This is a genomic window from Ruoffia sp. FAM 24228 (assembly GCF_045528575.1).
Lineage (GTDB): Bacteria > Bacillota > Bacilli > Lactobacillales > Aerococcaceae > Ruoffia > Ruoffia halotolerans.
Genome location: NZ_JBGQQZ010000008.1, coordinates 1 through 23,466 on the forward strand (window position 1 = coordinate 1; position 23,466 = coordinate 23,466).

26 protein-coding genes and 2 pseudogenes are annotated in these 23,466 nt (G+C 34.4%); 25 read left to right on the forward strand and 3 right to left on the reverse strand.

Annotated features, from left to right (window positions below; translation table 11 throughout):
• The 13 genes and pseudogenes from ACEN33_RS02270 to ACEN33_RS02330 all read left to right on the forward strand — a co-directional run.
• Nucleotides 1-117 (forward strand): annotated as a pseudogene (locus tag ACEN33_RS02270) (IS30 family transposase); the annotation flags it as partial.
• Between the two features lie 157 nt (nucleotides 118-274).
• Nucleotides 275-436: a TIGR04540 family protein gene (locus tag ACEN33_RS02275; protein ID WP_212746678.1), complete on the forward strand. Its 162-nt coding sequence runs from the start codon at nucleotides 275-277 to the stop codon at nucleotides 434-436.
• A 19-nt stretch (nucleotides 437-455) separates the two neighbouring features.
• The gene (locus ACEN33_RS02280; RefSeq protein WP_171031318.1) at nucleotides 456-623 is read left to right on the forward strand and encodes a hypothetical protein; all 168 of its coding nucleotides are present in this window, start codon (nucleotides 456-458) and stop codon (nucleotides 621-623) included.
• A 149-nt stretch (nucleotides 624-772) separates the two neighbouring features.
• Nucleotides 773-2,539, forward strand: coding sequence for a DUF2075 domain-containing protein (locus ACEN33_RS02285; protein WP_138404685.1), 1,767 nt, complete (start codon nucleotides 773-775; stop codon nucleotides 2,537-2,539).
• A complete protein-coding gene (locus tag ACEN33_RS02290) occupies nucleotides 2,532-2,861 on the forward strand; it encodes a nucleotide pyrophosphohydrolase (protein WP_138404686.1) in 330 nt (109 codons plus the stop codon). The genes ACEN33_RS02285 and ACEN33_RS02290 overlap by 8 nt, the downstream gene beginning before the upstream one ends.
• A 35-nt stretch (nucleotides 2,862-2,896) precedes the next feature.
• Entirely contained in the window at nucleotides 2,897-3,052 is a 156-nt protein-coding gene (locus ACEN33_RS02295; RefSeq protein ID WP_171031319.1) for a hypothetical protein, read from the forward strand.
• A 290-nt stretch (nucleotides 3,053-3,342) separates the two neighbouring features.
• Nucleotides 3,343-3,792 (forward strand): annotated as a pseudogene (locus tag ACEN33_RS02300) (restriction endonuclease); the annotation flags it as partial.
• Nucleotides 3,793-3,861: 69 nt separating this feature from the next.
• Complete coding sequence (locus ACEN33_RS02305) at nucleotides 3,862-3,984, forward strand: hypothetical protein (RefSeq protein WP_268951512.1); 123 nt, start codon at nucleotides 3,862-3,864, stop codon at nucleotides 3,982-3,984.
• Nucleotides 3,985-4,019: 35 nt separating this feature from the next.
• Nucleotides 4,020-4,631 carry a restriction endonuclease gene (locus ACEN33_RS02310; RefSeq protein WP_268951513.1) on the forward strand — a complete coding sequence of 204 codons (612 nt, stop codon included), beginning with the start codon at nucleotides 4,020-4,022 and terminating at the stop codon, nucleotides 4,629-4,631.
• Nucleotides 4,585-4,845, forward strand: coding sequence for a restriction endonuclease (locus tag ACEN33_RS02315; RefSeq protein WP_268951514.1), 261 nt, complete (start codon nucleotides 4,585-4,587; stop codon nucleotides 4,843-4,845). The genes ACEN33_RS02310 and ACEN33_RS02315 overlap by 47 nt, the downstream gene beginning before the upstream one ends.
• 197 nt (nucleotides 4,846-5,042) lie before the next feature.
• On the forward strand, nucleotides 5,043-6,518 hold the full coding sequence (locus ACEN33_RS02320) for a hypothetical protein (RefSeq protein WP_407094461.1): 1,476 nt from the start codon (nucleotides 5,043-5,045) through the stop codon (nucleotides 6,516-6,518).
• Between the two features lie 84 nt (nucleotides 6,519-6,602).
• The gene (locus ACEN33_RS02325; RefSeq protein ID WP_138405585.1) at nucleotides 6,603-7,517 is read left to right on the forward strand and encodes an abortive infection family protein; all 915 of its coding nucleotides are present in this window, start codon (nucleotides 6,603-6,605) and stop codon (nucleotides 7,515-7,517) included.
• 103 nt (nucleotides 7,518-7,620) lie between these two features.
• The gene (locus tag ACEN33_RS02330; RefSeq protein WP_138405584.1) at nucleotides 7,621-8,658 is read left to right on the forward strand and encodes a hypothetical protein; all 1,038 of its coding nucleotides are present in this window, start codon (nucleotides 7,621-7,623) and stop codon (nucleotides 8,656-8,658) included.
• Nucleotides 8,659-8,938: 280 nt separating this feature from the next.
• Here the strand turns inward: ACEN33_RS02330 and ACEN33_RS02335 are convergent, their stop codons facing one another.
• A complete protein-coding gene (locus ACEN33_RS02335) occupies nucleotides 8,939-10,129 on the reverse strand; it encodes a D-alanyl-D-alanine carboxypeptidase family protein (RefSeq protein ID WP_407094462.1) in 1,191 nt (396 codons plus the stop codon).
• A 201-nt stretch (nucleotides 10,130-10,330) separates the two neighbouring features.
• Between ACEN33_RS02335 and ACEN33_RS02340 the strand changes: the two genes are divergently transcribed.
• The 9 genes from ACEN33_RS02340 to ACEN33_RS02380 all read left to right on the forward strand — a co-directional run bounded on the left by ACEN33_RS02340 (nucleotide 10,331) and on the right by ACEN33_RS02380 (nucleotide 19,702).
• A complete protein-coding gene (locus ACEN33_RS02340; RefSeq protein WP_407094463.1) occupies nucleotides 10,331-11,488 on the forward strand; it encodes an O-antigen ligase family protein in 1,158 nt (385 codons plus the stop codon).
• A 201-nt stretch (nucleotides 11,489-11,689) separates the two neighbouring features.
• Complete coding sequence (gene infC, locus ACEN33_RS02345) at nucleotides 11,690-12,220, forward strand: translation initiation factor IF-3 (protein WP_407094464.1); 531 nt, start codon at nucleotides 11,690-11,692, stop codon at nucleotides 12,218-12,220.
• Nucleotides 12,221-12,253: 33 nt separating this feature from the next.
• Nucleotides 12,254-12,451: a 50S ribosomal protein L35 gene (gene rpmI / locus ACEN33_RS02350; protein WP_138404822.1), complete on the forward strand. Its 198-nt coding sequence runs from the start codon at nucleotides 12,254-12,256 to the stop codon at nucleotides 12,449-12,451.
• Nucleotides 12,452-12,480: 29 nt separating this feature from the next.
• Entirely contained in the window at nucleotides 12,481-12,837 is a 357-nt protein-coding gene (gene rplT / locus ACEN33_RS02355) for a 50S ribosomal protein L20 (protein WP_138404823.1), read from the forward strand.
• Between the two features lie 135 nt (nucleotides 12,838-12,972).
• Entirely contained in the window at nucleotides 12,973-14,706 is a 1,734-nt protein-coding gene (locus ACEN33_RS02360; RefSeq protein ID WP_407094465.1) for an ABC transporter ATP-binding protein, read from the forward strand.
• A 13-nt stretch (nucleotides 14,707-14,719) separates the two neighbouring features.
• A complete protein-coding gene (locus ACEN33_RS02365) occupies nucleotides 14,720-16,483 on the forward strand; it encodes an ABC transporter ATP-binding protein (RefSeq protein WP_407094466.1) in 1,764 nt (587 codons plus the stop codon).
• 154 nt (nucleotides 16,484-16,637) lie between these two features.
• On the forward strand, nucleotides 16,638-17,492 hold the full coding sequence (locus tag ACEN33_RS02370) for a prephenate dehydratase (protein WP_407094467.1): 855 nt from the start codon (nucleotides 16,638-16,640) through the stop codon (nucleotides 17,490-17,492).
• 13 nt (nucleotides 17,493-17,505) lie between these two features.
• The gene (locus ACEN33_RS02375) at nucleotides 17,506-18,369 is read left to right on the forward strand and encodes a prephenate dehydrogenase (RefSeq protein WP_407094468.1); all 864 of its coding nucleotides are present in this window, start codon (nucleotides 17,506-17,508) and stop codon (nucleotides 18,367-18,369) included.
• A gap of 334 nt (nucleotides 18,370-18,703) precedes the next feature.
• Nucleotides 18,704-19,702, forward strand: coding sequence for a bile acid:sodium symporter family protein (locus ACEN33_RS02380; RefSeq protein WP_407094469.1), 999 nt, complete (start codon nucleotides 18,704-18,706; stop codon nucleotides 19,700-19,702).
• 160 nt (nucleotides 19,703-19,862) lie between these two features.
• Here the strand turns inward: ACEN33_RS02380 and ACEN33_RS02385 are convergent, their stop codons facing one another.
• Together ACEN33_RS02385 and ACEN33_RS02390 are read right to left on the reverse strand one after the other, a co-directional pair.
• Nucleotides 19,863-20,528 carry a DsbA family protein gene (locus tag ACEN33_RS02385; RefSeq protein WP_407094470.1) on the reverse strand — a complete coding sequence of 222 codons (666 nt, stop codon included), beginning with the start codon at nucleotides 20,526-20,528 and terminating at the stop codon, nucleotides 19,863-19,865.
• Between the two features lie 85 nt (nucleotides 20,529-20,613).
• A complete protein-coding gene (locus tag ACEN33_RS02390) occupies nucleotides 20,614-21,204 on the reverse strand; it encodes a CYTH domain-containing protein (RefSeq protein ID WP_407089251.1) in 591 nt (196 codons plus the stop codon).
• A gap of 156 nt (nucleotides 21,205-21,360) precedes the next feature.
• On the opposite strand from ACEN33_RS02390, the gene ACEN33_RS02395 reads away from it, so the two are divergent.
• Genes ACEN33_RS02395 through ACEN33_RS02405 form a run of 3 tightly spaced genes read left to right on the forward strand, consistent with a single transcriptional unit; the run spans nucleotide 21,361 to nucleotide 23,462 of the window.
• On the forward strand, nucleotides 21,361-22,041 hold the full coding sequence (locus ACEN33_RS02395; RefSeq protein WP_407089250.1) for a GTP pyrophosphokinase family protein: 681 nt from the start codon (nucleotides 21,361-21,363) through the stop codon (nucleotides 22,039-22,041).
• Nucleotides 22,038-22,853, forward strand: coding sequence for an NAD kinase (locus ACEN33_RS02400; RefSeq protein ID WP_407094471.1), 816 nt, complete (start codon nucleotides 22,038-22,040; stop codon nucleotides 22,851-22,853). Before ACEN33_RS02395 ends, ACEN33_RS02400 begins: the two co-directional genes overlap by 4 nt.
• A gap of 15 nt (nucleotides 22,854-22,868) precedes the next feature.
• Nucleotides 22,869-23,462, forward strand: coding sequence for a thioredoxin family protein (locus tag ACEN33_RS02405; RefSeq protein WP_407094472.1), 594 nt, complete (start codon nucleotides 22,869-22,871; stop codon nucleotides 23,460-23,462).
• Nucleotides 23,463-23,466 lie beyond the last annotated feature (4 nt).

A 23,466-nucleotide genomic window follows, 5' to 3' on the forward strand; every position in this document is an offset into this window, starting at 1 on the left:
GTGTCATCGATTGCACACAAACGGAACACGATTCCACGGAAATCCTTACACTACCGAACACCGTTGGAAGTATTTTTGAGTTACTTAGATGAAGCAGTTTTGTCTAGCTTAATTTGACAAATCAAATTCTTAAAAATTAATAGATTACTATACGTATCTAAAGTATAATTAAAGTAAGAATTTAATAATATAGAGGTGTTTCTGTGAAAGTGAAGAAATTTTACCGAACCCAACGGGAAGTTGCAGCTGTTATTAATAAAATAGTTGATGAATATTGGTAGATAATCTAACAGATGAAGAGTTAGAAGAAAATATAATCATGATTTATAAAAATAACCAACGAAAATTAATAAAAAATGATGATTTTACCACAATACTTAAGCAACAATGCGGTAAAAATCGTTTAACAGTTGTAGCAAATATAATTACTAATTAAAAACAAAGGAGGTGGCTTCTTGAAAGAAAATAATAACTTATCGCTCTCAGATTTAAATGACTCAGCTATTTTAAGAGAAAATGAATCTCTATTAAGTTTACTGCTTAAGGATCATACCACTGGTAAGAATATAAAATGGGACACAGATAGCTATATTAATCATGGTTATTCATTCCGTAATCATTAAAAGATTTAAATTAATTTAATTAGCGGTTGGTACGAAAAAATTTATTCGGCCAAGTATAAATAAAGAAATAGATATTTAACTATAATGAGAAGACATACAAATAAAAAAGTATAATTTTTGATAGTAAGATAATGGAGTGAAAGTAAATCATGGTAAAGATATCTAAACCTGTGATACATGAAATAGATTATACAGTAGATGGATTAAAAAAGTTTAGTGAAAGTGCAGTTAATTTTAAGAAAAAAAGTAGAAAATACTTATTGGACTACCCTACAGTATATATCATTAATAACGAAGCAAGAGAAAATACATATAATGTGTATATCGGTGAAACTTCTAATATTAAAGCTAGGACTAATCAACATTTACTTACAAATGATATTAATAGGGAATTATCTAGATTACCTACTACTAATTCAGCCTCAATGTTTGTAATCGGACATGAATATTTTAATAAATCTTTAACTTTAGATATTGAAAACAAATTAATGCATTATTTATCCACTGTTGACCAAGTTGATACAGTTTATAATAGACGTACAAACCAGCAAAATAAATATTATACTTCAGAATATTTTGAAGAGATATTTTCTAAGGTGTGGCAAGAATTAAGGAAAAAAAATAAAATACTTTTCCCTTTAAAAAGCATCATTGAAGACTCGGCTTTGTTTAAAGCTTCACCTTTCCATAAATTAACACGTGAACAGATAGATGCAAAAGATAAAATTTATACTAAAGTAATTAATTCTTTAGAAAGTGATAAAGTGGGAGAACTAATTTTAGTTGCAGGGGAAGCTGGATCAGGTAAAACTGTATTAATGAGTAGTTTATTTTATGATTTAAAAAAAGAATTAGCTAGGGAAGTGGAAAGTAAAAAGGAATTAAAAGTTCATATGATTGTTAACCATGATGCTCAACTAACTGTTTATAAACAAATTGCAGAAAAATTAGGATTGACCTCAAAAAATAATTTAGAAGCTGTATTGAAACCAACTCGCTTTATTAATAATATAACCAATGAAGATCCAGTAGACGTTGTTATTATTGATGAAGCTCATTTGTTGTGGACACAAGGAAAACAAGCTTATCGAGGGAAAAATCAGCTACATGATCTTTTAGAAAGAGCCAAGGTAGTGATAGCAGTATTTGACGTGAATCAAATTTTAACAACAGAACAGTATTGGGAAGAAGATGAACTTGAAAAAATTAAAGCAATGTCTAAAAAAAATGACAACTATATATTCTTAACCAATCAAATGAGAATAGATGCTGAAGAACAAACAATCGATTGGATCAGAAATTTAGTTGATAATCAGATAGTATTAAATATTCCGAATGATGATAAGGGTTATGAAATTAAAATATTTGATGATGCAGAAAAAATGCATAATGCGATTAAAGAGAAATCAAAGAATCAAGAAAAAGGAATTTCAAGAGTAGTGGCAACATTTGACTGGAAATATGTAGATAAACGTAAACCAGAAAATGAAGAATATTGGATGGTAAAGGATAATGATTTTAAAATTCCTTGGAACTATCAATTAAAACCAAAAAATAAAAGTGTTAAATATAAAGATGTATCTTGGGCAGAACAGCCACATACTATTAATGAAGCAGGATCTACTTATACAGTACAAGGATTTGATTTAAATTATGTAGGAGTAGTAATCGGACCATCTGTAAAATACAGGAATGGCAAAATCGTGTTTGATAAAGAAGAGAGCGAAAATAGGAAAGCAAAGCAACGTAGAACTCTAAAAGATGGGAGTAAGGAGTATTTATCGGACTTCTTATTAAAAAATGAATTGAATGTATTATTAACAAGAGGAATACACGGATTATTTTTATATGCGGTAGATGATCAATTGCAAGAAGCTTTATTAAAAGCTCAGAAAGGTGAGATAAAAATTGGATGAACTGATAAAAAAAGTTAATGACTTTAGAGATGAGAGAGATTGGAGACAATTTCATAATGAAAAAGACTTAGCAATTTCTATTTCTCTTGAGGCATCAGAATTACTCGAGTTATTTCAATGGAGTTCTAGTAATGAAACTATCCAAAAAAAGCAAGCGGGATTAGAAGACGAATTAGCAGATGTTTTGATTTATTCTATTATGCTAGCGTCTGATCTTAAAGTGGATATTGAAGAAATTATTAATAACAAACTAAAGAAAAATGAAATAAAATATCCTGTTAAGAAAAGCAAAGGAAATAAGAGTAAATATACAGACTTATGATGTTATAATATGAATATATCAAGGGAGGTAATAAAATGAATAATAAAATAGATAAAGAAAAGACTGAAGAGACGGTAGCAGTAGTGAAAAACCAAGAGGGAAAAATTGTAGGTTACTTAAGACCAGAACACGAAGAAAAAGGGCTAGATATTGAATTAGACATGGCTGGCTACACGATTGAATCAATATAAGATACTCACGTAAGTATAAATGGTTAGTAAATTTTAATGTGCAAAGAGCCTTTAAAAAATCCGAAAGGCTCTTTGGCTTAAATACTACATCTACTTACCGTTAAACAATAATTTAAATTATAGTGTTTGTTAATTTATTCTGTTTAACATAAAAAAACAACTGAAAATTTATAGATAAATAATGTAAACGATTTCTACGGATAGGGTTTTTATAATTTTTTAGAATCAAGTTATAAGTGTATATGTTTTATTAGATTACTTTATTTAATAATTTTCAACAAAAATTCTAAATAGCAGGTTACTTTGAAGAGACCGAAGAGAATATTTATGACTATATTCCACCTCAAAATACCAACCAGATTTATACGCCTAAATGGGTTGTTCAAAAGATGGTACAACAATTAGAAGATGAAAATCCAGGCATTTATAATGATTCATCTAAGACCTTTATTGATCTTTATATGAAGTCGGGTTTATATATCACTGAAGTCGTTAAAAGATTGTATAACAGCGAAATAATCAAGTCTGAGATACCAAACGATCATGAGCGATTGAAACATATACTTGAGAATCAAGTGTATGGGTTAGCTCCTACAGAAATCATTTACAGAATTGCGACGAGTTTTATCTTTAGTGAATTAACTGAAGGTATTAGCCAAAAGAACTTTGCACAATTGGATGCTTATCCATATGCAGAAGCGGGAACATTAGAAGAAAAACTAGATGAAGTATTTAAATAACCTTAAAATCAGTGAGCCATACGGTTTTGTATGGCTTTTCTTCTATATATTTATAGGGGGGCTTAATAATTGAATAAAGATTGGAACAATTTAAAAAAGTCGGCTAGTGGCATACCTACTTGGGATTCCTTTATTCCTTATGTGTTAGAAGTTATAAAGAATGGTGAGGAAACAACAAGGGTGTTATTGTAAAACGTATATTAGAATACTTAGATATCCCTGAAGAAATGAGGGGTATAGAATACGATAATAGTGAGAAATCTCAATCTATTTTATATAATCGTATAGGCTTTGCATTGGCTGATTTGTATAAAGCAAAAGCAATTATACGAACAAAAAGAGCCGTTTATAAAATAACTGACGATGGACTTTCATTACTAAACGAATATGGCGATCAATTAACTACGGACATACTTCAAGAACAAACCGAGTACGTTGCGTACATGAAAGAACTCGAATCAAGAAATATAAAATCAGATAAAGATTCTGAAGATATATTGCAAGGCAATTTAAATATGAATAATTTGGAAGAACAAGAAGATCCTCAAGAAACTGTGGAGAGATTAATCAATAAAAGAAATAACGAAGTAGAAATAGAGTTATTAAATAAATTACGGGAAACTGATCCGATTTTCTTTGAGAAATTAGTTATAAAATTACTAAACACTATGGGATATAGCGGAAATAATGGGAATGTGCATGTGACAACTCAGTCAAATGATGGGGGAATCGATGGAATCATCAACCAAGACCCTTTAGGTACGAGTAGAGTTTATTTGCAAGTGAAAAGATATGCTGAAAAATGCAGTCGGACGCCCGGCCATTCAAGGCTTTTATGATGCGCTTGCTAGTGTTAACGCAGATAGAGGCGTGTTTATAACAACTTCAAGTTTCTCAAAAGCAGCTGAAGAATTTGCAAAAAAACAAGGTATTGTATTAATTGATGGTATTCAACTAACTCAATTAATGCTTGAATATAAAGTTGGCGTAGGAAAGGCACAAGAGTACACGGTCTATCAGATTAATTATGATGATTTTGAATCTGAAGATTAAATAAACTAATGTTTTTAATGCAAGTACTTTTTATTTACATATTTTTATAGACTTAATCAATAGCTCCTGTATTAGCACATATATAAAAACTTTAGAGTAGGTATTGATACATAAATTATATAGTAGTAGACACATTAGGTTTTATTGTCGTTTAGAAAATACTATCAGTAAAAAAACTTGTCAAAGGAAGCGATAGAATGAAAATAAGTGAGATATTTAATTTGAATAAGTCACAACATGAACTTGATTTTGTAGATATCGATACCTCTAATGATACGCCGTTATTTTTAGATCCTTATTTTTTATCACTAAGAAATGACAGATGGTCCGTAGATGCTCATAGAACCTTAGAAAATTATTTTCAATTTATATTGCATTTATTTGAAACTAACCATAAGGAAGAAGCACGTAGAAATTTTAAATTTACTGAGCCAAAAGAAACATGTTTAGGACTATCAAAATCAGGTACCAAAGGTAAGAGTTTAGGAGATAATGATGCAACAAAATTATTCGAATATATCCTTAATAGTAGAGTAGTTGAGTCAGGATTAGTTAATCACGTTAATGATATGAAAATTTTCGTTGATAACATTTCACATGATAAAATATCTGATTTAACAACTAATGTAATTAGGAAACCTTTAATCAAATATACACAAAACCAATGTAAGTTACATGGTTTAAAATTGACGAAAGGTGTGCCAACTAGAGAATATTGGGATACTATTACAAGAAGTTGGATTAGTACATATGAAGATATGCTGGTAATAGAAGACGAGCCAGTATTACTTGTTCCTAAATCCATTGTTATCAGGAAACAGGCATATTATTATGATTCTTCAATGTATGCTAGACATCATGTTTTAAACTTCTTGGTAACGGAAGAGTTAAGGCTTAATACTAGTTTAGTCAGAACAAAAACTTTAAAGAACGGAGAGAAACGAAAATCAGTAAATAAAGAAGAGACAGCAAAAAAATATGGAGCCTATAAAAAAGAGTTCTTAAGGAATTTTACTATAGAACACCCAGAGTTTTATGAAGATTTTAAAAATATAGCAAGTAAAAATATTGAAACACTTTCTAACGAAGTAATATTGGATGAATATAGCTATGAATTTTACTTGGCAATCATTGATAAATTAATTTCAGGGTTCCAAAATATCAATCCAGGTGCTGCGCAAGCAAATGAATATCACGACCACGTAATTGCCACAATGACGTTTTTATTTTGCCCTGACTTGATTAATCCTGTAAAAGAACAGGAGATAAATTCTGGGAGAAAGAGAATTGACTTAGTTTATGATAATGCAGCTGAAGATGGATACTTTTTCAATTTATCAACAGTAAAAGATATTCCATCTAGTTATATTTTCGTAGAATGTAAGAACTACAATAAAACTTTATCTAATCCCGATTTTGATCAACTAAATGGGAGGTTTTCAATAAATCGAGGTAAAATGGGGTTTCTAGTGTTTAGAAAAAGTGATGATGAAGAGTCATTAATTAAAAGATGTTCAGATTATTATAAGGATAATAAAAATCTGATTATACCTCTTCAAGATAGTGACTTTATAGAAATTTTGAAACAGTTGCAAAATGAAGAATTTAGCTATGGAAAAATACCACAACAAAACTTGCTGCAAAGATTAACAAGAAAAATTATTTTATCTTAATTAATAATTGTCAAATCTAAAGTTACACAATAAAAAGACGAAGATTTAATTTAAGTAGCGATAAAACATAACCAGGGGGATATAATGAATATATCTGAAATTTCTAAAAGAGATATTGTAGATTTATTGAGTGAAGGATTATACGAAGGAGAGTTTGACTATGCTGGGAGATTTGATGAAACTAGCTTTTTAAATCAACTTGTAAATTTGAATGATCTTCCTTCAGAGGACAGTAGATTTAAAACCATGTCACAAGACATCTGGCAACATACAATTAACAACGATGATTGGGATATAGACTGGGTTTTTTATGATAAAAGGTTAAACCTTCTACACAATGATGATTTATTCACTAAATTTGTTGAACAAATATTTCATCCTATAGTTAGAGATAATGATTCAAATTGGAAAGAATATTTTGACAAGATCAATGAAGTACTAGAATTTGATAAATTACATTTAATAGCTACTGAAGAAATAAGTGGCAGAGCTGTATTTACCATCGAGTCGATTAAAAATTCGGAATTAATAGCAAATTACAGTGAACAAATAAAAACTAAATTTAGCTCAGAGTATATAGATTCTCAAGTATCCATAATGTTAGAAAATATAGAAAAAAATCCAAATATTTCAATTGGGAAATCAAAAGAATTATTAGAATCATGTGCAAAGACGATTCTAAAGGAGTTAGATGTGGAGTACGATGAAACAATGAAATTTGCTCCACTATTAAGATTAGTAATGGAAAAATTAGGTTTATCTGCGAATGATCAAAATAAGGAAAATGAAGCGGGGAAAATCTCTGCAAAAATTTTAGGTAATTTAGGGGCTGTTCCACAAAGTATGGCGGAGCTTAGAAATTTATTTGGTGACGGACATGGCAAGTCAAGTACTTTTGTCTCTCTCCCACCAAGATATGCAAGGTTAGCAGTAGGCACTTCGGTAACAATAGTGTATTTTTTATGGGAAACATATCAGGATAGAAATTCTAGTTTTTGAGAGGTACAAATTTTTCTATCATGGATTTTCAAGATTAGCTATATAATGCTTGACATAAAGGAAATCTAATTAAATTAAGAATTTATCAAAGGAATGATATATAATGAACTTTCAAGACTATGAGATTTATATAGTTGAAATACAAAATTTGTTTTTACACGAATGCTTTAAAATCAATAATACTTTTATAATGTCTACAATGGATGATTATCTTGGGAAAATAAACATTTATTCTGATACCATTAACAAATGGGAAAGAGAAATGTTAGATGAGTTAACTATGAAATTTTATAGTCAGCATAAAAAAATATATAATAGATTTGAGATTTATGCATCGAGTTATGCCATATTTTTTACTAATAAAGACCACCTTAGATTTAATCAAAAAGAAGCTACATCTATCAACTATAAAAATTATTTAATTAAACTTATTTCCGATCAAGTTAATAAGGAAATTGATTATTTTCGCATGAAAGATATTGATTATAGGAGCTTAAGTCATCTACCTGGGTTACCGGGTATACCAATTTATTCTATTCAAGGTGAAACGCCTATAATGGAAGCATTTGTTTATAACCATGAAGATGATAATTGGTATCATTTAATGGGTGATATTGCAACTCAGTATTCAGTAGGTATTGGAAGCCAGTATGAAAAAGAAGATCTAAATAATAAAACGAGTGATATAGAATACCAAGTAATTACTTCCAATCGTTCAGATGAAATGTACTTGTCTTTAAGAAGTGCTATAAGAAGAATAAATGAGTCATTTTATTTTAATAACTATTCATCAATATTTATCTATTTAATGACGACTATTGAAGCATTAGCCTACAAAGAGTATAGAGGATTTAAAGAAGTCAGAATAATTATTCAACATATTATTGCCAAAGATAGACAAGATTATGATAAACTTGCCGACTATTTTAAAGAATTGAGTAAGGTATATCGTACTGAGGTAGTGCATAATGGGAAAGATCTTAATGATTTCTTTAATGATGAAGAAGAGATACAATCATTTTTAACTAAATTGCTAGATATTATAAAAGAATACATAATAAAAGTTTATGAAATGAATATTAAGTCCTTCGATGATTTATACATAGCAAAAAACAAAAGAAATAAAGAATTACATGGTTAATTTAGAAGTTATTAAGAATTGTTAAGCTCCATAAAATATAGGCGTATGCGTGAAATTTTAGTACAAATCATTACCAAAACCATTACTATCTAACTATAAACGTTGCTGTGAAGGGGAATGGACGAGCCCCCTCATCTCCACCTTAACTTTCCCGATAATTCTGAAAAAATGCTTTTAACACAAGATTTTAAAAAGAGTAAAACACTTCATAGTCTTGTGTTTTTTATACCCCAAGAAACAAAAAAGAGATGCAAACATTGCATCTCTTTTAGTCATATAATTAATTAAACACTCCAAAGATATCTCTCATGAAGTTAGTAATCGCATTGTCACGGTTGTTTTCAATTGGGGTACTATCTTCTGTCGCTGGATTTTCTTGGGCTGCTTCTTCCACTAATTCCTCAGCAGGCTCTTGTGCTTTGAGGTTAGTAGGTAGGTCAAGGTCGACCACTTCTGGATGATCTAATAAGCCATCTAACAGGATTTCGATTTCCCAGTATGAGCTCATACCTTCACCAAAAGTTCCCATCGCTACCGCAATAAAGTCACGGTCTGCTTGATTACCTGTTGCCACAAAGTTCAAGCCAGCAGCATCAGTGAAACCAGACTTCAAGCCAGTAATACCAGAACGACCATAACTACCACCTTCAAGTAATTGGTTAGAGTTATATAATACTTGTTGCTCGTCAGTTCCTTCCATATAGACATACTCACGAGTAGAAGAAATATCTAAGATTTGTGGATACTCTTCAATCGTATGTTGAGCAACAAGAGCCACGTCAGCGGCTGACATCACGTTCTCACTCATTTCGTTTGAACCAGGCATCCACCATGATTCTGGCACTTCGATGTTTGGAGCACCTGAAGTTGAGTACATCTGAGCATTCGTGATTCCCCACTCGGTAAGTTGATCTTGCATTGCTTGTACAGCGGCTTGTTCGCTACCGTAGATCTCCCACATTAATGCAGAAGTAGCATCATTAGCAGATTGTAACATGACTGCATACATTAAATCCTCAACGGGGTAAGTAATCCCTTCTACCAACCAGACGTTTGATAATTCCACATTAGATGAGATATCTTCTACTATTTCTGTTGGAATCTCGATCTCTTGGTCAAGTTTCAAAGTCCCTTCATCTAAGGCTTGATAGATTAAGTACATTGATAATACTTTCGTCATTGAAGCAATTGGGTAAGGAACATTCCCTTCACGATTGGCAAGAATTTTGTTTGTTGCTTGATCAATCACGACATACGAACGAGCGTCCATATTACTATCGTACCATTCTTGCAATTCACTAGGGTAATCTTCTGGCATTTCAACTGGTTCTGAAGGTTCTAACAATACATTGTCAGAGTTAAAGATAGGTGTTTTACTTACAGCTTGGGCTGTAGTTGGATATAGATTGGCATAACACATGCTTGATAAAGAAAGCACGGTAAGCCACTTTATTGTTCGTTTATTGAACAAAGTGATGACCTCCTCAAATTTAATACCAATTAATTATAGCGAACTATTTACGCATTTCAAATAGCCTTGGAATATTTTTACTTTATTACATATCTTTTCACACAAAATTCAAACTTTGTTTATGCATTTTCTTGAATTAGTATTATTAAAAAGTAATAAAGTAGACTATAATGTAAATAATCACATTGAGGGGGATGAGAAATGAAATCGGCTTGGAAAAAATATATTCGGCCAAATTTGTTTTATATTGTTTCTATTGCCATATTACTACCTATTTATCTTCACGCTGTTGTACTATTGCTTGCGATTACCTACTTAATATGGCAGAAACGTAGTTTAACAATGCGAACGTTTATTAAAAACAAATGGTTGAGCATATTTATACTTTATGTTCTAATCGTTTCATTAATTAATCGAAACTACATTGGTGTTTTAATCACCTTAGTCTTTTTCTTATTTGTGATTTACTTTAGTAGTTACTTGAAGTGGGTCACAGTAGAAAGATACTTGAAGACGTTGAATATATTCGTACTGGGAAGTATTCCTGTCGCTATCTATGCACTCCTTGTCTATGTCTCTTATGTATTCCGTGAAGGTTACACTTTACTCTATGTATTCCAATATGCGAATGTTCAGACGAGGGCAGAGTCGACCTTCTTTAATCCGAATTATTACGGCTTATATTGTATCTTTGCGATTAATATTGGTATGTATCTACTATTAAAGAGTGATTATGCTAAGAGATTTAAAGCCTACTATTATCTTTCATTTGTCCTGAATATCATGAGTATCTTACTAACGGCTTCGCGGATGGTGCTCCCTACAGTCGCGGTGGCGATTGTTTGGTTTGTCTTTTGGACGAAGCGGTCATATGTATGGTATATGTTGGGACTGGCAGCAGTTGGAGGGATTGCTTTATTCGTCAATCCAGACTTAATCCCTAGGTTTAGCTCGATTGCTTACGCTTTTCAGGATCGGTTTGCGCTATGGGATGTTGGTTGGCAGATTTTTATGAGTAATCCGCTGTTTGGTCGTGGGGCCATGAGTTATATGAATTTATATTACTTATATACTGACAAAGCAGATATGCATGCACATCAGTTAGGGATTAATACCTTAGCTGATTACGGTGTTATTGGGGTCATTATCTTAGGCTTTATGATGAAGGATTACTTAAAGTCTATAGTCAGATTAGCGAAGCAGATGGAGTACCGTAAGGAATTTGCTTTAATTTCAACGATGCTCGTGACTGTGATCGTCCATGGATTAATGGATGTATCAATCCTTTGGACACAAACGGGGTACATTTTCCTGGCAGTTATCATGCCAATACAACAATTAACAGAAAAAACAAAATAAATTTAAAAAAACATTGCACTTCGATAATCTATGTGGTACTATGTGTTAGTTGAGAAAACAAGTAGAAACGAGCCGTTTCTCGCCAAAGTGAATTTGGCAAATACATAGTCTGCCACTAGGAGTGGTGTGTCTATATTTAACGGCGAGTTTATATTTATTTTATAAACTTGCTTTTTTATTGTTACTTGTTTCTCAAAATACATGGAGGTGGAGATCATAAAAGAATTACCTATCAATGATGGCATTCGTGCACGTGAGGTACGTGTTATTGGAGATCAAGGCGAACAGATTGGCGTTAAGTCTCTTCAGGATGCTCTCACTATTGCCGAGTCGTTTGAATTAGATTTAGTGCTTGTGTCTCCTAACGCAAAACCCCCTGTCGCTCGAATCATGGATTACGGTAAATATCGTTATGAGCAACAGAAGAGAGAGAAAGAGCAACGTAAGAATCAAAAAACTGTCAGCTTAAAAGAAATTCGTTTAAGCCCAGGGATTGAAGACCATGACTACCAAACAAAATTACGTCAAGCAATTAAATTCCTTGAAAAAGGAGACAAAGTTAAAGTTTCAATTCGTTTCCGCGGCCGTGCAATTACACATAAAGACTTAGGACGCGACGTTATCATGGATTTCCTTGATGACGCGAATGCAGTTTCAACTGTTGAAACAAAACCTAAAATGGATGGGCGTAGCATGTTCGCAATTCTTGCTCCAATAAGTAGCGAAGAATAGAACATTATTATTTAAAACATAGGAGGATTTATCATGCCAAAACAAAAAACACATCGTGGATTAGCAAAGCGTGTTAAAAAGACAGGTTCAGGGAAATTAAAACGCTCTAGAGCCTTTACTTCTCACCGTTTCCACGGTAAAACTAAGAAACAACGTCGTCAATTACGTAAAGCAGCGTTAGTATCTAGTTCAGATTTCAAACGCATCAAACAACAAATTTCACAACTATAATATCAACGAACTAAAAGGAGGAATTCACAATGGCACGTGTTAAAGGTGGATACGTTACTCGTCAACGTCGTAAACGTACAATTAAATTAGCAAAAGGTTATTACGGAGCAAAAAGTATTTCATTCAAGATGGCTAAACAACAAGTCATGAAATCTCATACTTACGCTTACCGTGACCGTCGTCAGAAAAAACGCAACTTCCGTCGTTTATGGATTACGCGTATTAACGCAGCAGCTCGTATGAACGGAATGAGCTATAGTGTATTAATGAATGGTCTAAAAAAAGCAGGTATCGAAATGAACCGTAAAATGTTAGCTGACTTAGCAGTTAACGATGAAGCAGCTTTCTCAGCTTTAGTAGAGCAAGCAAAAGCAGCTTTAGCTTAATCTAAGATTTGAGTCTCAGTAATGAGACTCCTTTTTTATTGTTAAAAATACCAAAAAAATGAAATTTTACATCTGTATTTATTGCCATAATAAATACGGATGTTTAAGATAGAACTTAGACAAAGGAGGAATCATATGAATTATATTTGGCGTTATATTAAGAATTATCCCGGACTGCTTGCATTAGATGTGTTCGGAAGCCTTTTTTTTGTATTAGTAAACTTAGGCTTACCTACAGTGCTATCAATTATGATTGACCAAGCAATTATTCCAGGGGATCAAAGTTTATTATTTACCCTAGCTATGGTGATGTTAGGGATTATTATATTGGGTGCACTTGGACGTATTCTATTATCCTATGCCTCAAGTAAATTAACCAATATTATGATCCGAGATATGCGTAATGACATCTTCGATTATACGCAAAAGTTCTCACATGAAGAATTTGAAAAGATTGGTGTTCCATCTTTAGTAACGCGTGTAACAAACGATGCGTTCGTGTTAATGCAGTTCGCTGAGATGTCACTGCGTTTAGGTGTGAATACACCGTTAATGTTCTTCGGAAGTATTGTGATGATCATTATAACCAGTCCGTCATTGGCTTGGATTGTAGCTGCGTCAATGCCGTTTCTGTTAGTTGCGATTTATGTCATTGCTAAGAAATCTAGACCGTTATCTGAAGCGCAACAAACGTCTCTAGATACAATTAACCAATATGCGAGAGAGAATTTAACAGGACTACGTGTGATTCGTTCTTTTGCTCGTGAGAAGTATCAAGAAGATCGTTTCAATAAAGAAAGTCGTCATTATTCAAATATCGCCACGCGTTTATTCAAATTAATGGCAGCAGCAAACCCAATCTTCATGCATATCCTCGTTTGGATGATTGTTCTTATTATGGGACTATCGCTACAACCTTTAGCAGTTGGAGAATTACAAGTAGGTAACTTGGTTGCTTTTGTGGAATATGCCTTTCACGCTTTATTTTCAGTGATGATGTTCTCACAATTATTCATTATGTATCCAAGAATGAACGTTTCTTCGAATCGTTTACAGGAAATAATGAATACCGAGATTTCGATCTCTGTGAATGAAGACGGTATAACTCAAACTGAAACACATGGTTACGTAACTTTTGATAATGTGACATTCGCTTATCCAGGAGAAACTGAGAATCCAGTCCTTCATAATATTAGTTTTGAAGCGAAACCTGGAGAAATGGTTGCCTTTATCGGAAGTACCGGAAGTGGTAAGTCGACTTTAGTTCAACTTATTCCGCGTTTCTTCGATGTTACTTTAGGACGTATCATAATCGATGGTGTGGATGTACGTGATTATAACTTAAAAGCTTTACGTCAAAAGATTGGTTTCATTCCTCAGAAAGCATTGTTATTCACTGGAACGATTGGAGAAAACTTACGTTACGGGAAATACAATGCAACGGAAAACGAATTAGAACGTGCCAGTGATGTGGCGCAAGCAAGTGACTTTATCCATAAGACTCAAGAACGTTACCACTCATTCTTAGCTGAAGGTGGAACAAACTTATCTGGTGGACAAAAGCAACGACTATCGATTGCGCGTGCAGTTGTGAAACAGCCCGATGTATATATCTTTGATGATAGTTTCTCTGCACTGGATTATAAGACTGACGCGGAATTACGTCGTCGCTTGAAAGAAGTGACAACAAATTCAACGGTATTAGTCGTTGCTCAACGTGTAAGCTCAATTATGAACGCTGATCAAATCATCGTTTTAAACGAAGGTGAGATTATCGGACGCGGAACGCATGAAGAATTAATGGTTGAGAATGAGATTTACCGTGATATTGCAAATTCACAAATGAAAAATCCAACCATAGAAGAGTAAAGGAGTGAGCTAGATGAAAGAAATAAAAACATTTGGAAACTTATGGAAATACTTAAAAACATATAATAAACAACTAATCCTAGCCCTCGCACTCTTAATCATTAACGTTTTAATGACAGTGGTTGAGCCGTTCGTATTAGGATTAGCTATTACGGAAATTACTCAAAACGTCGTGGATATCGCCCGTGGAGCTGAAGGAGCGGCAATCAATTATGAATATATTATTACCATTCTAATTGTTTATGTCATTCGTGGATTCATAGTTCAAGGGACAAATTATGGATCGAACGTCTACATTACAATTGCGGTTCAGAACATGACCCGTGATTTACGTGATGATATCATCCGTAAGATTCACCGTCTCCCCGTGGCTTATTTTGACCGTAACCAATTTGGAGATATCTTAGGACGTATTACTAGTGACGTTGAGACAGTTTCCAACTCACTGCAACAAGGAATAATTCAAGTGACAACGGCATTCTTTTCGATTATCTTTGTCACGATTATGATGTTGACTTTGAATTGGCAATTAGCGCTCATTGTCTTTATTAGTATGCCGATATCTTACTTTGTTGCTCAAAGTGTAGTGAAGATTTCTCAACAACACTTCAAGAAACAAGCGGATGTCTTAGGTAGAATGAACGGTTTCGTTCAAGAGAACTTTACTGGGTTTAATATTATTCGTTTATATGGGCGTGAAGATAGTTCTGTAGAGGAGTTCCGTACGATTACGGGAGAGTTAGCAGATATCGGCTTTAAAGCAAGCTTCTTATCAAGTTTAATGATGCCCTTAGTATCCGTCGTATCTCACTTAGCTTACTTAGTTGTTGCGGTGGTCGGTGGTATGTTCACGATTGCAGGACGCCTAACAGTTGGTAACTTACAAGCCTTTACTCAATATGTATGGCAAATTAACCAACCGATTCAAATGGTGACTCAAATTACGGGGTTATTACAAGCGGCTGTTGCTGCAACGCAACGTATTTGGGAAGTATTAGACCAAGAAGAAGAATTGAACGAAGTAACGGAAGAAATACCTTCACCTGTTACAGGGCAAGTGACTTTCGATGATGTTTCTTTCCAATACACTCCAACAAAACCATTAATTAGAGATTTCTCTGTAAAGGTTAAACCGGGTGAAACGATTGCGATTGTTGGTCCAACAGGTGCAGGTAAGACAACGATGATTAACTTACTGATGCGCTTTTATGATGTGGATAAAGGGTCGATTCGATTGGACGGCGTAGACAACCGAGCCGTTTCAAGACAAAAATATCGCGAGCAATTCGGGATGGTATTACAAGATGCTTGGTTGTTCGAAGGAACGATTAAAGAAAATTTACGTTTCGGTAATTTAGATGCGACAGACGAGCAAATTGTTGAAGCTGCCAAAGCGGCTAACGTAGATCATTTTATCCGTACGTTACCAGGTGGTTATGAGAATCGTATGAACCAAGAGTCGAGTAACATTTCTCTCGGTCAAAAACAATTACTAACGATTGCACGTGCTTTATTATCTGATCCTAAAATCTTGATTCTAGACGAGGCGACAAGTTCGGTGGATACTCGACTAGAGCAGTTGATTCAAAAAGCGATGGAACGCTTGATGGAAGGGCGTACGAGTTTCGTTATTGCCCACCGCCTTTCAACCATCCAAGATGCCGATCGTATCTTAGTGATGAAAGATGGTCAAATCATTGAACATGGTAACCATGAGCAATTATTAAAACAAAAAGGCTTCTACTATGACTTATATCAAAGCCAATTTAATACTTAATATATAAAGATTGAATGTAACCTTTCATTTAATGCTAATTTCGATTACAATATTAGCAATAGTTAATGGAAAGTGACATTGAATACAATAAACCCACAGTCACTCATCAGAGCAATCTGAGTGACTGTGGATTTTTATTTTTGGGGGAATTTGGATGCGTATAGGATATCAAGGTATTGCCGGTTCTTATAGTGAGGCAACGTTACAAGATTATATAAAGACATTGACTGATACAACGACAGAGGCCATACCAGTACCTTATGGAGATTTTAAATCGGTCGTGAATGATTTATTAGATGACAAGTTGGATTTAATTGTCGTCCCAGTTGAGAACTCAACGACCGGCATCATTGCTCGTGTCACAGATTTACTGCGTTATAAGCCTGTCATGGCGATTGCAGAGGCTTACCAACCTGTTCGACATACTTTATGGGGAGTGGAAGGAAGTCGCTTAGAAGACATTCAGATGGTATATTCACATCCTGAAGCCTTGTCGCAATGTCAGGTGTTCTTTAATTCGTATCCACTGATTGAAAGCAAGGTATATGAAGACACTGCCAAAGCTGCGTCATATATTCAATCTTTAAATCGACGGGATATTGCTGCAATTGCGAGTCCTCGAGCAGGGGAGTTACATCATTTAGTTCCATTAATGGAGAATGTGCAAGACGAATCAACAAACACGACCCGTTTCTATGTGATTGAAAAGATTCAAGAAAGAGAATATACCGGGACTTGCTTAAGTCTATATGTTGAGACTCGTCACGAATCGGGTGCTTTATCTAAGTTGCTTCAAGTATTTGATATTTTCAATTGCAACTTACAAAACTTAAGCGCCAGACCGATTGAGAATCAGCCATTTACTTATGGATTCTTTATAGAAGTGTCGATTAAAGAGATGAGTTCACCCGTGAACATATTGATTCAGACTTTATATCAAGTATCAGAATACCTTCAAATCATGGGGCAATATGATCAAGTGTCAAAAAGTATTTATTTAGACGTTTAGGAAGGGGATAAAAATGCAAAAGATTGCAATTGTTGGTTTAGGTGTCATCGGAGGTTCCTTTGCGAAAGCATTTAAGGCTTCGGATAGTTCGAATTATTATGTGATGGGAATTGATAGAAACCAAGCGACACTCGACAAAGCCCTGGAAGCCGGTGTGATTGCAGAAGGTGAAGTTGAGAATGAAACGATTCTACAACGTGCTGATATCGTTATTATTGCCCTATACCCTGAGAATATTAAAGAATTTATCCTACAAAACTCAGACGCTTTCAAAGAGGGTGCCATCCTAACTGAAACGACAGGGATTAAACAATATGTGATTGACAGTATCTTGCCAATTTTACCTAAACAAGTCGACTTTATCTTTGGACACCCAATGGCAGGGCGAGAATCACAAGGCTTTGAATACTCAGACCACACAGCCTTTATAGGAGCGAATTATATATTAACACCACTCGCTTCGAATAAGTCAGAGAACCTGGAAGTATTTAAAGCCCTTCTTAAGAAAATTGGCTTCCAAAGATTAACCCAAGTAACGCCAATCGTTCATGACGAATTAATCGCTTATACGAGCCAATTATGCCATTGTATTGCAGCGGCGTTAATTAATAGTGATCAACCTGAACGTAATACGGTTCAATTCATCGGTGACAGTTACCGAGATTTAACTCGAATTGCGAAACTAAATGAGAATCTGTGGTCAGAATTGATGTTAAATAATAAGGATGTGCTTGTTCAAGTTATTAGCGAATTTGAAGCAGAAATGACAAAAATTAAAGAATCGCTCTTAACGAATAATAAACGTGAATTAGAAGAAGTCTTTATTGAAGCCACTCGCCGCCGTGAAGATTTTGAAAAGAATGACTTAATGATTTAATTTCAATTTAAAGTATTAAATTCCTTGCAATTAGAATCTAAGTGAGTTATATTATAATCACATTAAAAATAAATGATAAAAGAGGTTATCTTATGTTTACCCATTTCAACAATATTATTATTGTCATTCAAAGACCGGACTTGTTAAATTGATTTTATAATCAGTTTAAAAAGTCCTATTCGTCTTGAATGAATGGGAACAGATAACAAACCCCCATTCTAGTAATCTAGAGTGGGGGTTTTTATTATTCAAAGGAGTGGTAAAACGATGAGTGACATTGAAAGCGACGTCCATATTTATCAAATTACACAGAAAACAATAGGAGGATTCATCCATGAATTTATTTAAACAATTTAATAGCGCTTTTACAAGTAACCTGTCAATGTTCGTAGTATTAACGGCTTTATTAGCCTTAATGTTCCCAAGTTTTTTCACACCTTTAAGTGGTTATGTGAGTGTATTACTTCAAATCATTATGTTCACCATGGGCTTGACATTGAAAGCATCTGACTTTTCTCATGTTCTTAAAAACCCAACGAGCGTGATTATGGTTTCTGCCATCCAATACTTATTTATGCCACTGAGCGCTTTTGCAATTGCGAAATTATTCGGTCTATCAGGTGATGTGGCTTTAGGTTTAATCATAGTTGGATCAGTTCCTGGAGGGACCGCATCGAACATTATGGCTCTCTTAGCTAATGGGAATGTGCCACTTTCAGTGAGTGCTACAACGGTGTCTACATTATTATCCCCATTCGTTACACCACTTCTGATCGCGACTTATGGCGGAGCATTTATTGAAATTTCTTTTTGGCCAATGTTCTTATCCATCACACAAATCGTCTTAGTGCCAATTGTCTTAGGATTAGTTGTGTCTCATCTCTTAGGGGACAAGTCAGAAAAGATCAAGACAGCGATGCCATCATTCTCATCGATGGCGGTACTGTTAGTTCTCGCTGGAACAGTATCAGTGAACCGTGAGAATTTACTAACCGGTGGTCTAACGGTTGTCCTAGCAGTATTAGTTCATCATTTATTAGCTTATGCAATTGTTTACTTTATCTATGGGTTATTCAATGCTTCTGCGATAACAAAACGTACGTGTGCGATTGAAGTTGCGGCACAAAATACAGGACTATCCGCAAGTTTAGGTTTAACGCATTTTTCACCAGAAGCAGCCTTAGCGGGTGCAGCTGGAACGATCGTCCATACACTTGTTGGAATGATGTTTGGTAGTTTATGTGCTAAGAAAGATGTGAAAGAAGCCGAGGGAGGAAAAGCTACAGTACGAGCAAGTCGTGCTAGAGCGACTGCGTTACAAAGACCAAATTAAGTTAGGAAAGTATTTTGAAAGTGAATTGGTGGAGGAATAACACACACCCACTCAAACAAAAAGGCTCAGCAAGCATGGTGATTTTTGACCACAGTTGTTGAGCCTCTTGTTATGCGCATAAAAAAGAGGGGCGATACGTCAGCCCCTGTTAAATTAAGTTTTATAGAAGTCGTAATGTTGCCACATTCGCACCTGATTCTTCATGATTAGTGCCATCACATATTAAAGCATCAATCTCATCTAAGATTGTTTCTAAAGTTATTGGATAGCCTTCTAATAACCTTGCTTCGCCTGTGACGTATTCATAAATAACTAGAGAAGGGGTAGATTCAACTGACATATCGATGGCAGTCTTTTGGTCTTTTAAGAACAAATGTTTAACAAAATCCGACTGCATATCTTGTTGAAATATCTCGACATCTAGTCCAACGTCATTGGCAAGATCAATTGCGAATTCTTCACTAAATTTAGAAATATCGCCATTGATTGTCTCCTGAAGGCGCATTAAGAAATAACGACCTAATCGTTTCCCTTGCATACATGCTGCTTTATATGCGAGAGATGCCCGGTATACCGATTGAAAGATGTAATTTCTCTCCTGCAAGTTTGTTTTTTTGATACCAAGTTGTTGCATATAGTCTTCAACTAAACGTTGATTATGAAAAGGTAGGATGTGCAAATCTATGTTTGACGTTACTAAATCAATTAATTTTAAAACTTCATGTTGACAAGTGTAACAATTTTTCCCTAATGGATTAACGAATAAAAATAATTCAAATACACTTGGAACGCCATTGTGTCTATATTCGATTTGATATTGACTCATTTAGAAATTCCTCCTCCTTTCTTATATTTGGTATAGTTAATATTAACAATAAAGTAAACTATTAGCGAATGATAGGCTTGTTCATTTATTCATTTGTAGAGTATCGATGTGCGCGTGATAACTTCGTTTCTGCTTGTTTGTAAGATATATCAACACTCGCTAACAGTGAATTAAATTGTTCTAAAGCAACTTCAATATCTTGAGATTCAAGTTCCAATTCGTAATCTTCAGCTTGCGGATATTGAGTATAGTCTAACGCATATAATCCATAAGGAACGTCGATATTATAACGTTCTGTAATGAGACTCATTGTTCTTTTAATATCAGTCCAGACGATATTTCTTGAAGCAATAAACTCTTGGATATCCGCTGAATAAATAATGTCTTCATTCAATGATTGTGGCACGTCTATCACTTTCTCTCGATTGAATTGAGTAAGTTCAATCGATTCAAGTTCAGACACTCTCTCTTTAATTGTCCATTCACTCGAACCATTATCAAACACTCTTAATCTCAGCGCTGAATTATTTTGCTTGAAAATTTCATCTGCTGTATCATAATAGTAATTGGATTGAATGATTTTTGGTTGATTTTGTAAATTAAAATAAGTATAAAGCTTTTCATACTCAGCTTTACTTAGTAGTGTTTTTAATTCTCTTTCAATTGAAGATACCATGTATATATCCTTTCTTAGCTAAATTATGTACAATGTAATATATACAAAAAATAAAAAAACTGTATGTCCATTACAGTCCGTCATATATCCTATAATAATTCATTACTATAAGCAAATAAATATACTTATACAAAAATAAGAAAGTCGGTGACTAAATTGATAGAAGATAATTTTATCGAGAATTGGGACTTATTCTTAGCTCCTTATGAACAAGCTGTAGAAGAATTAAAGCTGAAACTAAAGAATATTCGAAAAGAATACCGAACTTTACACCGCCATACGCCGATAGAGTTCGTTACAGGACGTGTGAAGACACGCGAGAGTATTCTCGAGAAGATGGAAATGCGAGAAATCGAACCTGAAGATATGTTAATTGGTGTTCAAGATATTGCTGGAATCCGTATCATGTGTCAATTTGTTGAGGATATCTATGAAGTAGCCGAATTAATAAAAGAGCGGACGGATTTCAAAGTATTATTGATTCGTGACTACATTCACCACCATAAGCCCAGTGGCTACCGATCATATCACATGGTTATTGAATATCCTGTACAACGCGCAAAGAATGTGGATACCGTCATTGTAGAGGTTCAAATAAGAACATTAGCAATGAATTTCTGGGCGACAATCGAGCATTCGCTGAACTATAAGTATCAAGGAGAGTATCCAAAGCACATTCTTGAACGACTGGAAAGAGCTTCAGAAGCAGCATTTATGCTGGATCAAGAAATGTCAGAGATTCGAGAAGAGATTCGCGAAGCGACACAATTCTTCGAACAAAGATATGAGGACCCCGATACAGCAATAAATAAAGGGAATTATGAGGTAAATCAATGAAACCAACGGTACTAATTTATTCAAATACAAAACCTCAATCTCAATCTATTAAAACAGAGCTCACAAACAAATTAAATAAACACCAGATTGAAATTGTGGATGAACGTGAACAACCAGACTTTATTATATCAATTGGAGGAGACGGAACCTTCTTATCTGCCTTTCATCATTTCGAACAATATATTGAACATTCGAGATTCGTCGGAATTCATACTGGCCATCTAGGCTTCTATACGGATTGGCTTAGCAATGAAGTGGATGCGGTTGTGGATGGATTATTAAATGCATCCGATCAATCGGTGTCTTATCCTTTACTCAATGTCGAAATTTATTTAGAAGATGGGCGGTGCAAGAAGATGTTAGCCTTAAATGAATTCTCCATCCGTTCAACGATGGGAACCATGGTGAGTGACGTCTATATTAAAGACCACTTCTTCGAGACTTTCCGAGGAGATGGCATTAATATTTCAACACCAACCGGATCAACAGGCTTGAATAAATCATTAGGGGGAGCAGTCATCCATCCGCGCCTAGATGCGATTCAAATGACTGAGATGGCTTCAATAAATAATCGAGTGTATCGTACCTTAAGTTCTCCAATTATTATCCCTTCTGATGAATGGTTTACTTTGAAACCAGAGAATACGCAATCTGCGATTCTTTCCGTGGATAATCAAAGTTGGTTGAATTATGAAGTATCCAGAGTGACTTGTCAGGTTGCTAAACAACGGATCCATTTCGGAAGCTTCAAACATACCCACTTTTGGGATCGGGTTGAAAATGCGTTTATTGGGAGAAAACAATCACTTTAAAGGAGAATATTATAAATGCAGCGGATTTTGAAAGTTATAGGTCTAGTCATGACGGTTGGTTTGGTAGTGGCTTGTAGTAGCCAGAGCGATGAGTTTGAATATACCGCACTCGCCGGAGTTGAGCGAATCAACGCACCAGTTACTATTTCAGAAGATACGACGTTCTTAACAATGAATGAGGACGCAAAAGGCAAGATCTATGATTCTCTAGATAAGATAGGGACATTTGCCGAAGGAACGCAATCTCCAGTGGATTATTCACAGATTGAAGCGGTTCAAACAGAAGCAGATTATATTGAGTTTCTGCAAGAGACGAGTGACCAAGCGAAGTTATTATATATTGGCTTTGATGAATGCCCTTGGTGTAAAGCTTTATCACCTAAGATTAACCAAATTGCTAGTGAATTAAACGTTCCAATCTATTACTATAATACTCGATTACACGAACACGATGCGACCTTCCAAGGAGCCATGCAAACATTTGGTGTCGAGACTGTTCCGTATGTCTTTGTGATGGAAGATGGCGAAGCAAAAGAGCGAATCAGTCATGAGTCATCAATGGAACAAATTGAACAATTCTTCACGCTCTATACTGAAGAATACCAATAGAAAA

What these genes read in the sequence shown, in the direction of transcription:
- ACEN33_RS02310 (WP_268951513.1), top strand. Translation starts at nt 4,020, where the DNA reads ATGAGGGGTATAGAATACGATAATAGTGAGAAATCTCAATCTATTTTA.
- ACEN33_RS02295 (WP_171031319.1), top strand. Translation starts at nt 2,897, where the DNA reads ATGAATAATAAAATAGATAAAGAAAAGACTGAAGAGACGGTAGCAGTA.
- ACEN33_RS02315 (WP_268951514.1), top strand. Translation starts at nt 4,585, where the DNA reads ATGCTGAAAAATGCAGTCGGACGCCCGGCCATTCAAGGCTTTTATGAT.
- ACEN33_RS02390 (WP_407089251.1), bottom strand. Translation starts at nt 21,204, where the DNA reads ATGGTATCTTCAATTGAAAGAGAATTAAAAACACTACTAAGTAAAGCT.
- ACEN33_RS02320 (WP_407094461.1), top strand. Translation starts at nt 5,043, where the DNA reads ATGAAAATAAGTGAGATATTTAATTTGAATAAGTCACAACATGAACTT.
- ACEN33_RS02360 (WP_407094465.1), top strand. Translation starts at nt 12,973, where the DNA reads ATGAATTATATTTGGCGTTATATTAAGAATTATCCCGGACTGCTTGCA.
- infC (WP_407094464.1), top strand. Translation starts at nt 11,690, where the DNA reads ATGGAGGTGGAGATCATAAAAGAATTACCTATCAATGATGGCATTCGT.
- ACEN33_RS02380 (WP_407094469.1), top strand. Translation starts at nt 18,704, where the DNA reads ATGAATTTATTTAAACAATTTAATAGCGCTTTTACAAGTAACCTGTCA.
- ACEN33_RS02385 (WP_407094470.1), bottom strand. Translation starts at nt 20,528, where the DNA reads ATGAGTCAATATCAAATCGAATATAGACACAATGGCGTTCCAAGTGTA.
- ACEN33_RS02285 (WP_138404685.1), top strand. Translation starts at nt 773, where the DNA reads ATGGTAAAGATATCTAAACCTGTGATACATGAAATAGATTATACAGTA.
- ACEN33_RS02340 (WP_407094463.1), top strand. Translation starts at nt 10,331, where the DNA reads ATGAAATCGGCTTGGAAAAAATATATTCGGCCAAATTTGTTTTATATT.
- ACEN33_RS02365 (WP_407094466.1), top strand. Translation starts at nt 14,720, where the DNA reads ATGAAAGAAATAAAAACATTTGGAAACTTATGGAAATACTTAAAAACA.
- ACEN33_RS02375 (WP_407094468.1), top strand. Translation starts at nt 17,506, where the DNA reads ATGCAAAAGATTGCAATTGTTGGTTTAGGTGTCATCGGAGGTTCCTTT.
- rpmI (WP_138404822.1), top strand. Translation starts at nt 12,254, where the DNA reads ATGCCAAAACAAAAAACACATCGTGGATTAGCAAAGCGTGTTAAAAAG.
- rplT (WP_138404823.1), top strand. Translation starts at nt 12,481, where the DNA reads ATGGCACGTGTTAAAGGTGGATACGTTACTCGTCAACGTCGTAAACGT.
- ACEN33_RS02370 (WP_407094467.1), top strand. Translation starts at nt 16,638, where the DNA reads ATGCGTATAGGATATCAAGGTATTGCCGGTTCTTATAGTGAGGCAACG.
- ACEN33_RS02405 (WP_407094472.1), top strand. Translation starts at nt 22,869, where the DNA reads ATGCAGCGGATTTTGAAAGTTATAGGTCTAGTCATGACGGTTGGTTTG.
- ACEN33_RS02330 (WP_138405584.1), top strand. Translation starts at nt 7,621, where the DNA reads ATGAACTTTCAAGACTATGAGATTTATATAGTTGAAATACAAAATTTG.
- ACEN33_RS02325 (WP_138405585.1), top strand. Translation starts at nt 6,603, where the DNA reads ATGAATATATCTGAAATTTCTAAAAGAGATATTGTAGATTTATTGAGT.
- ACEN33_RS02400 (WP_407094471.1), top strand. Translation starts at nt 22,038, where the DNA reads ATGAAACCAACGGTACTAATTTATTCAAATACAAAACCTCAATCTCAA.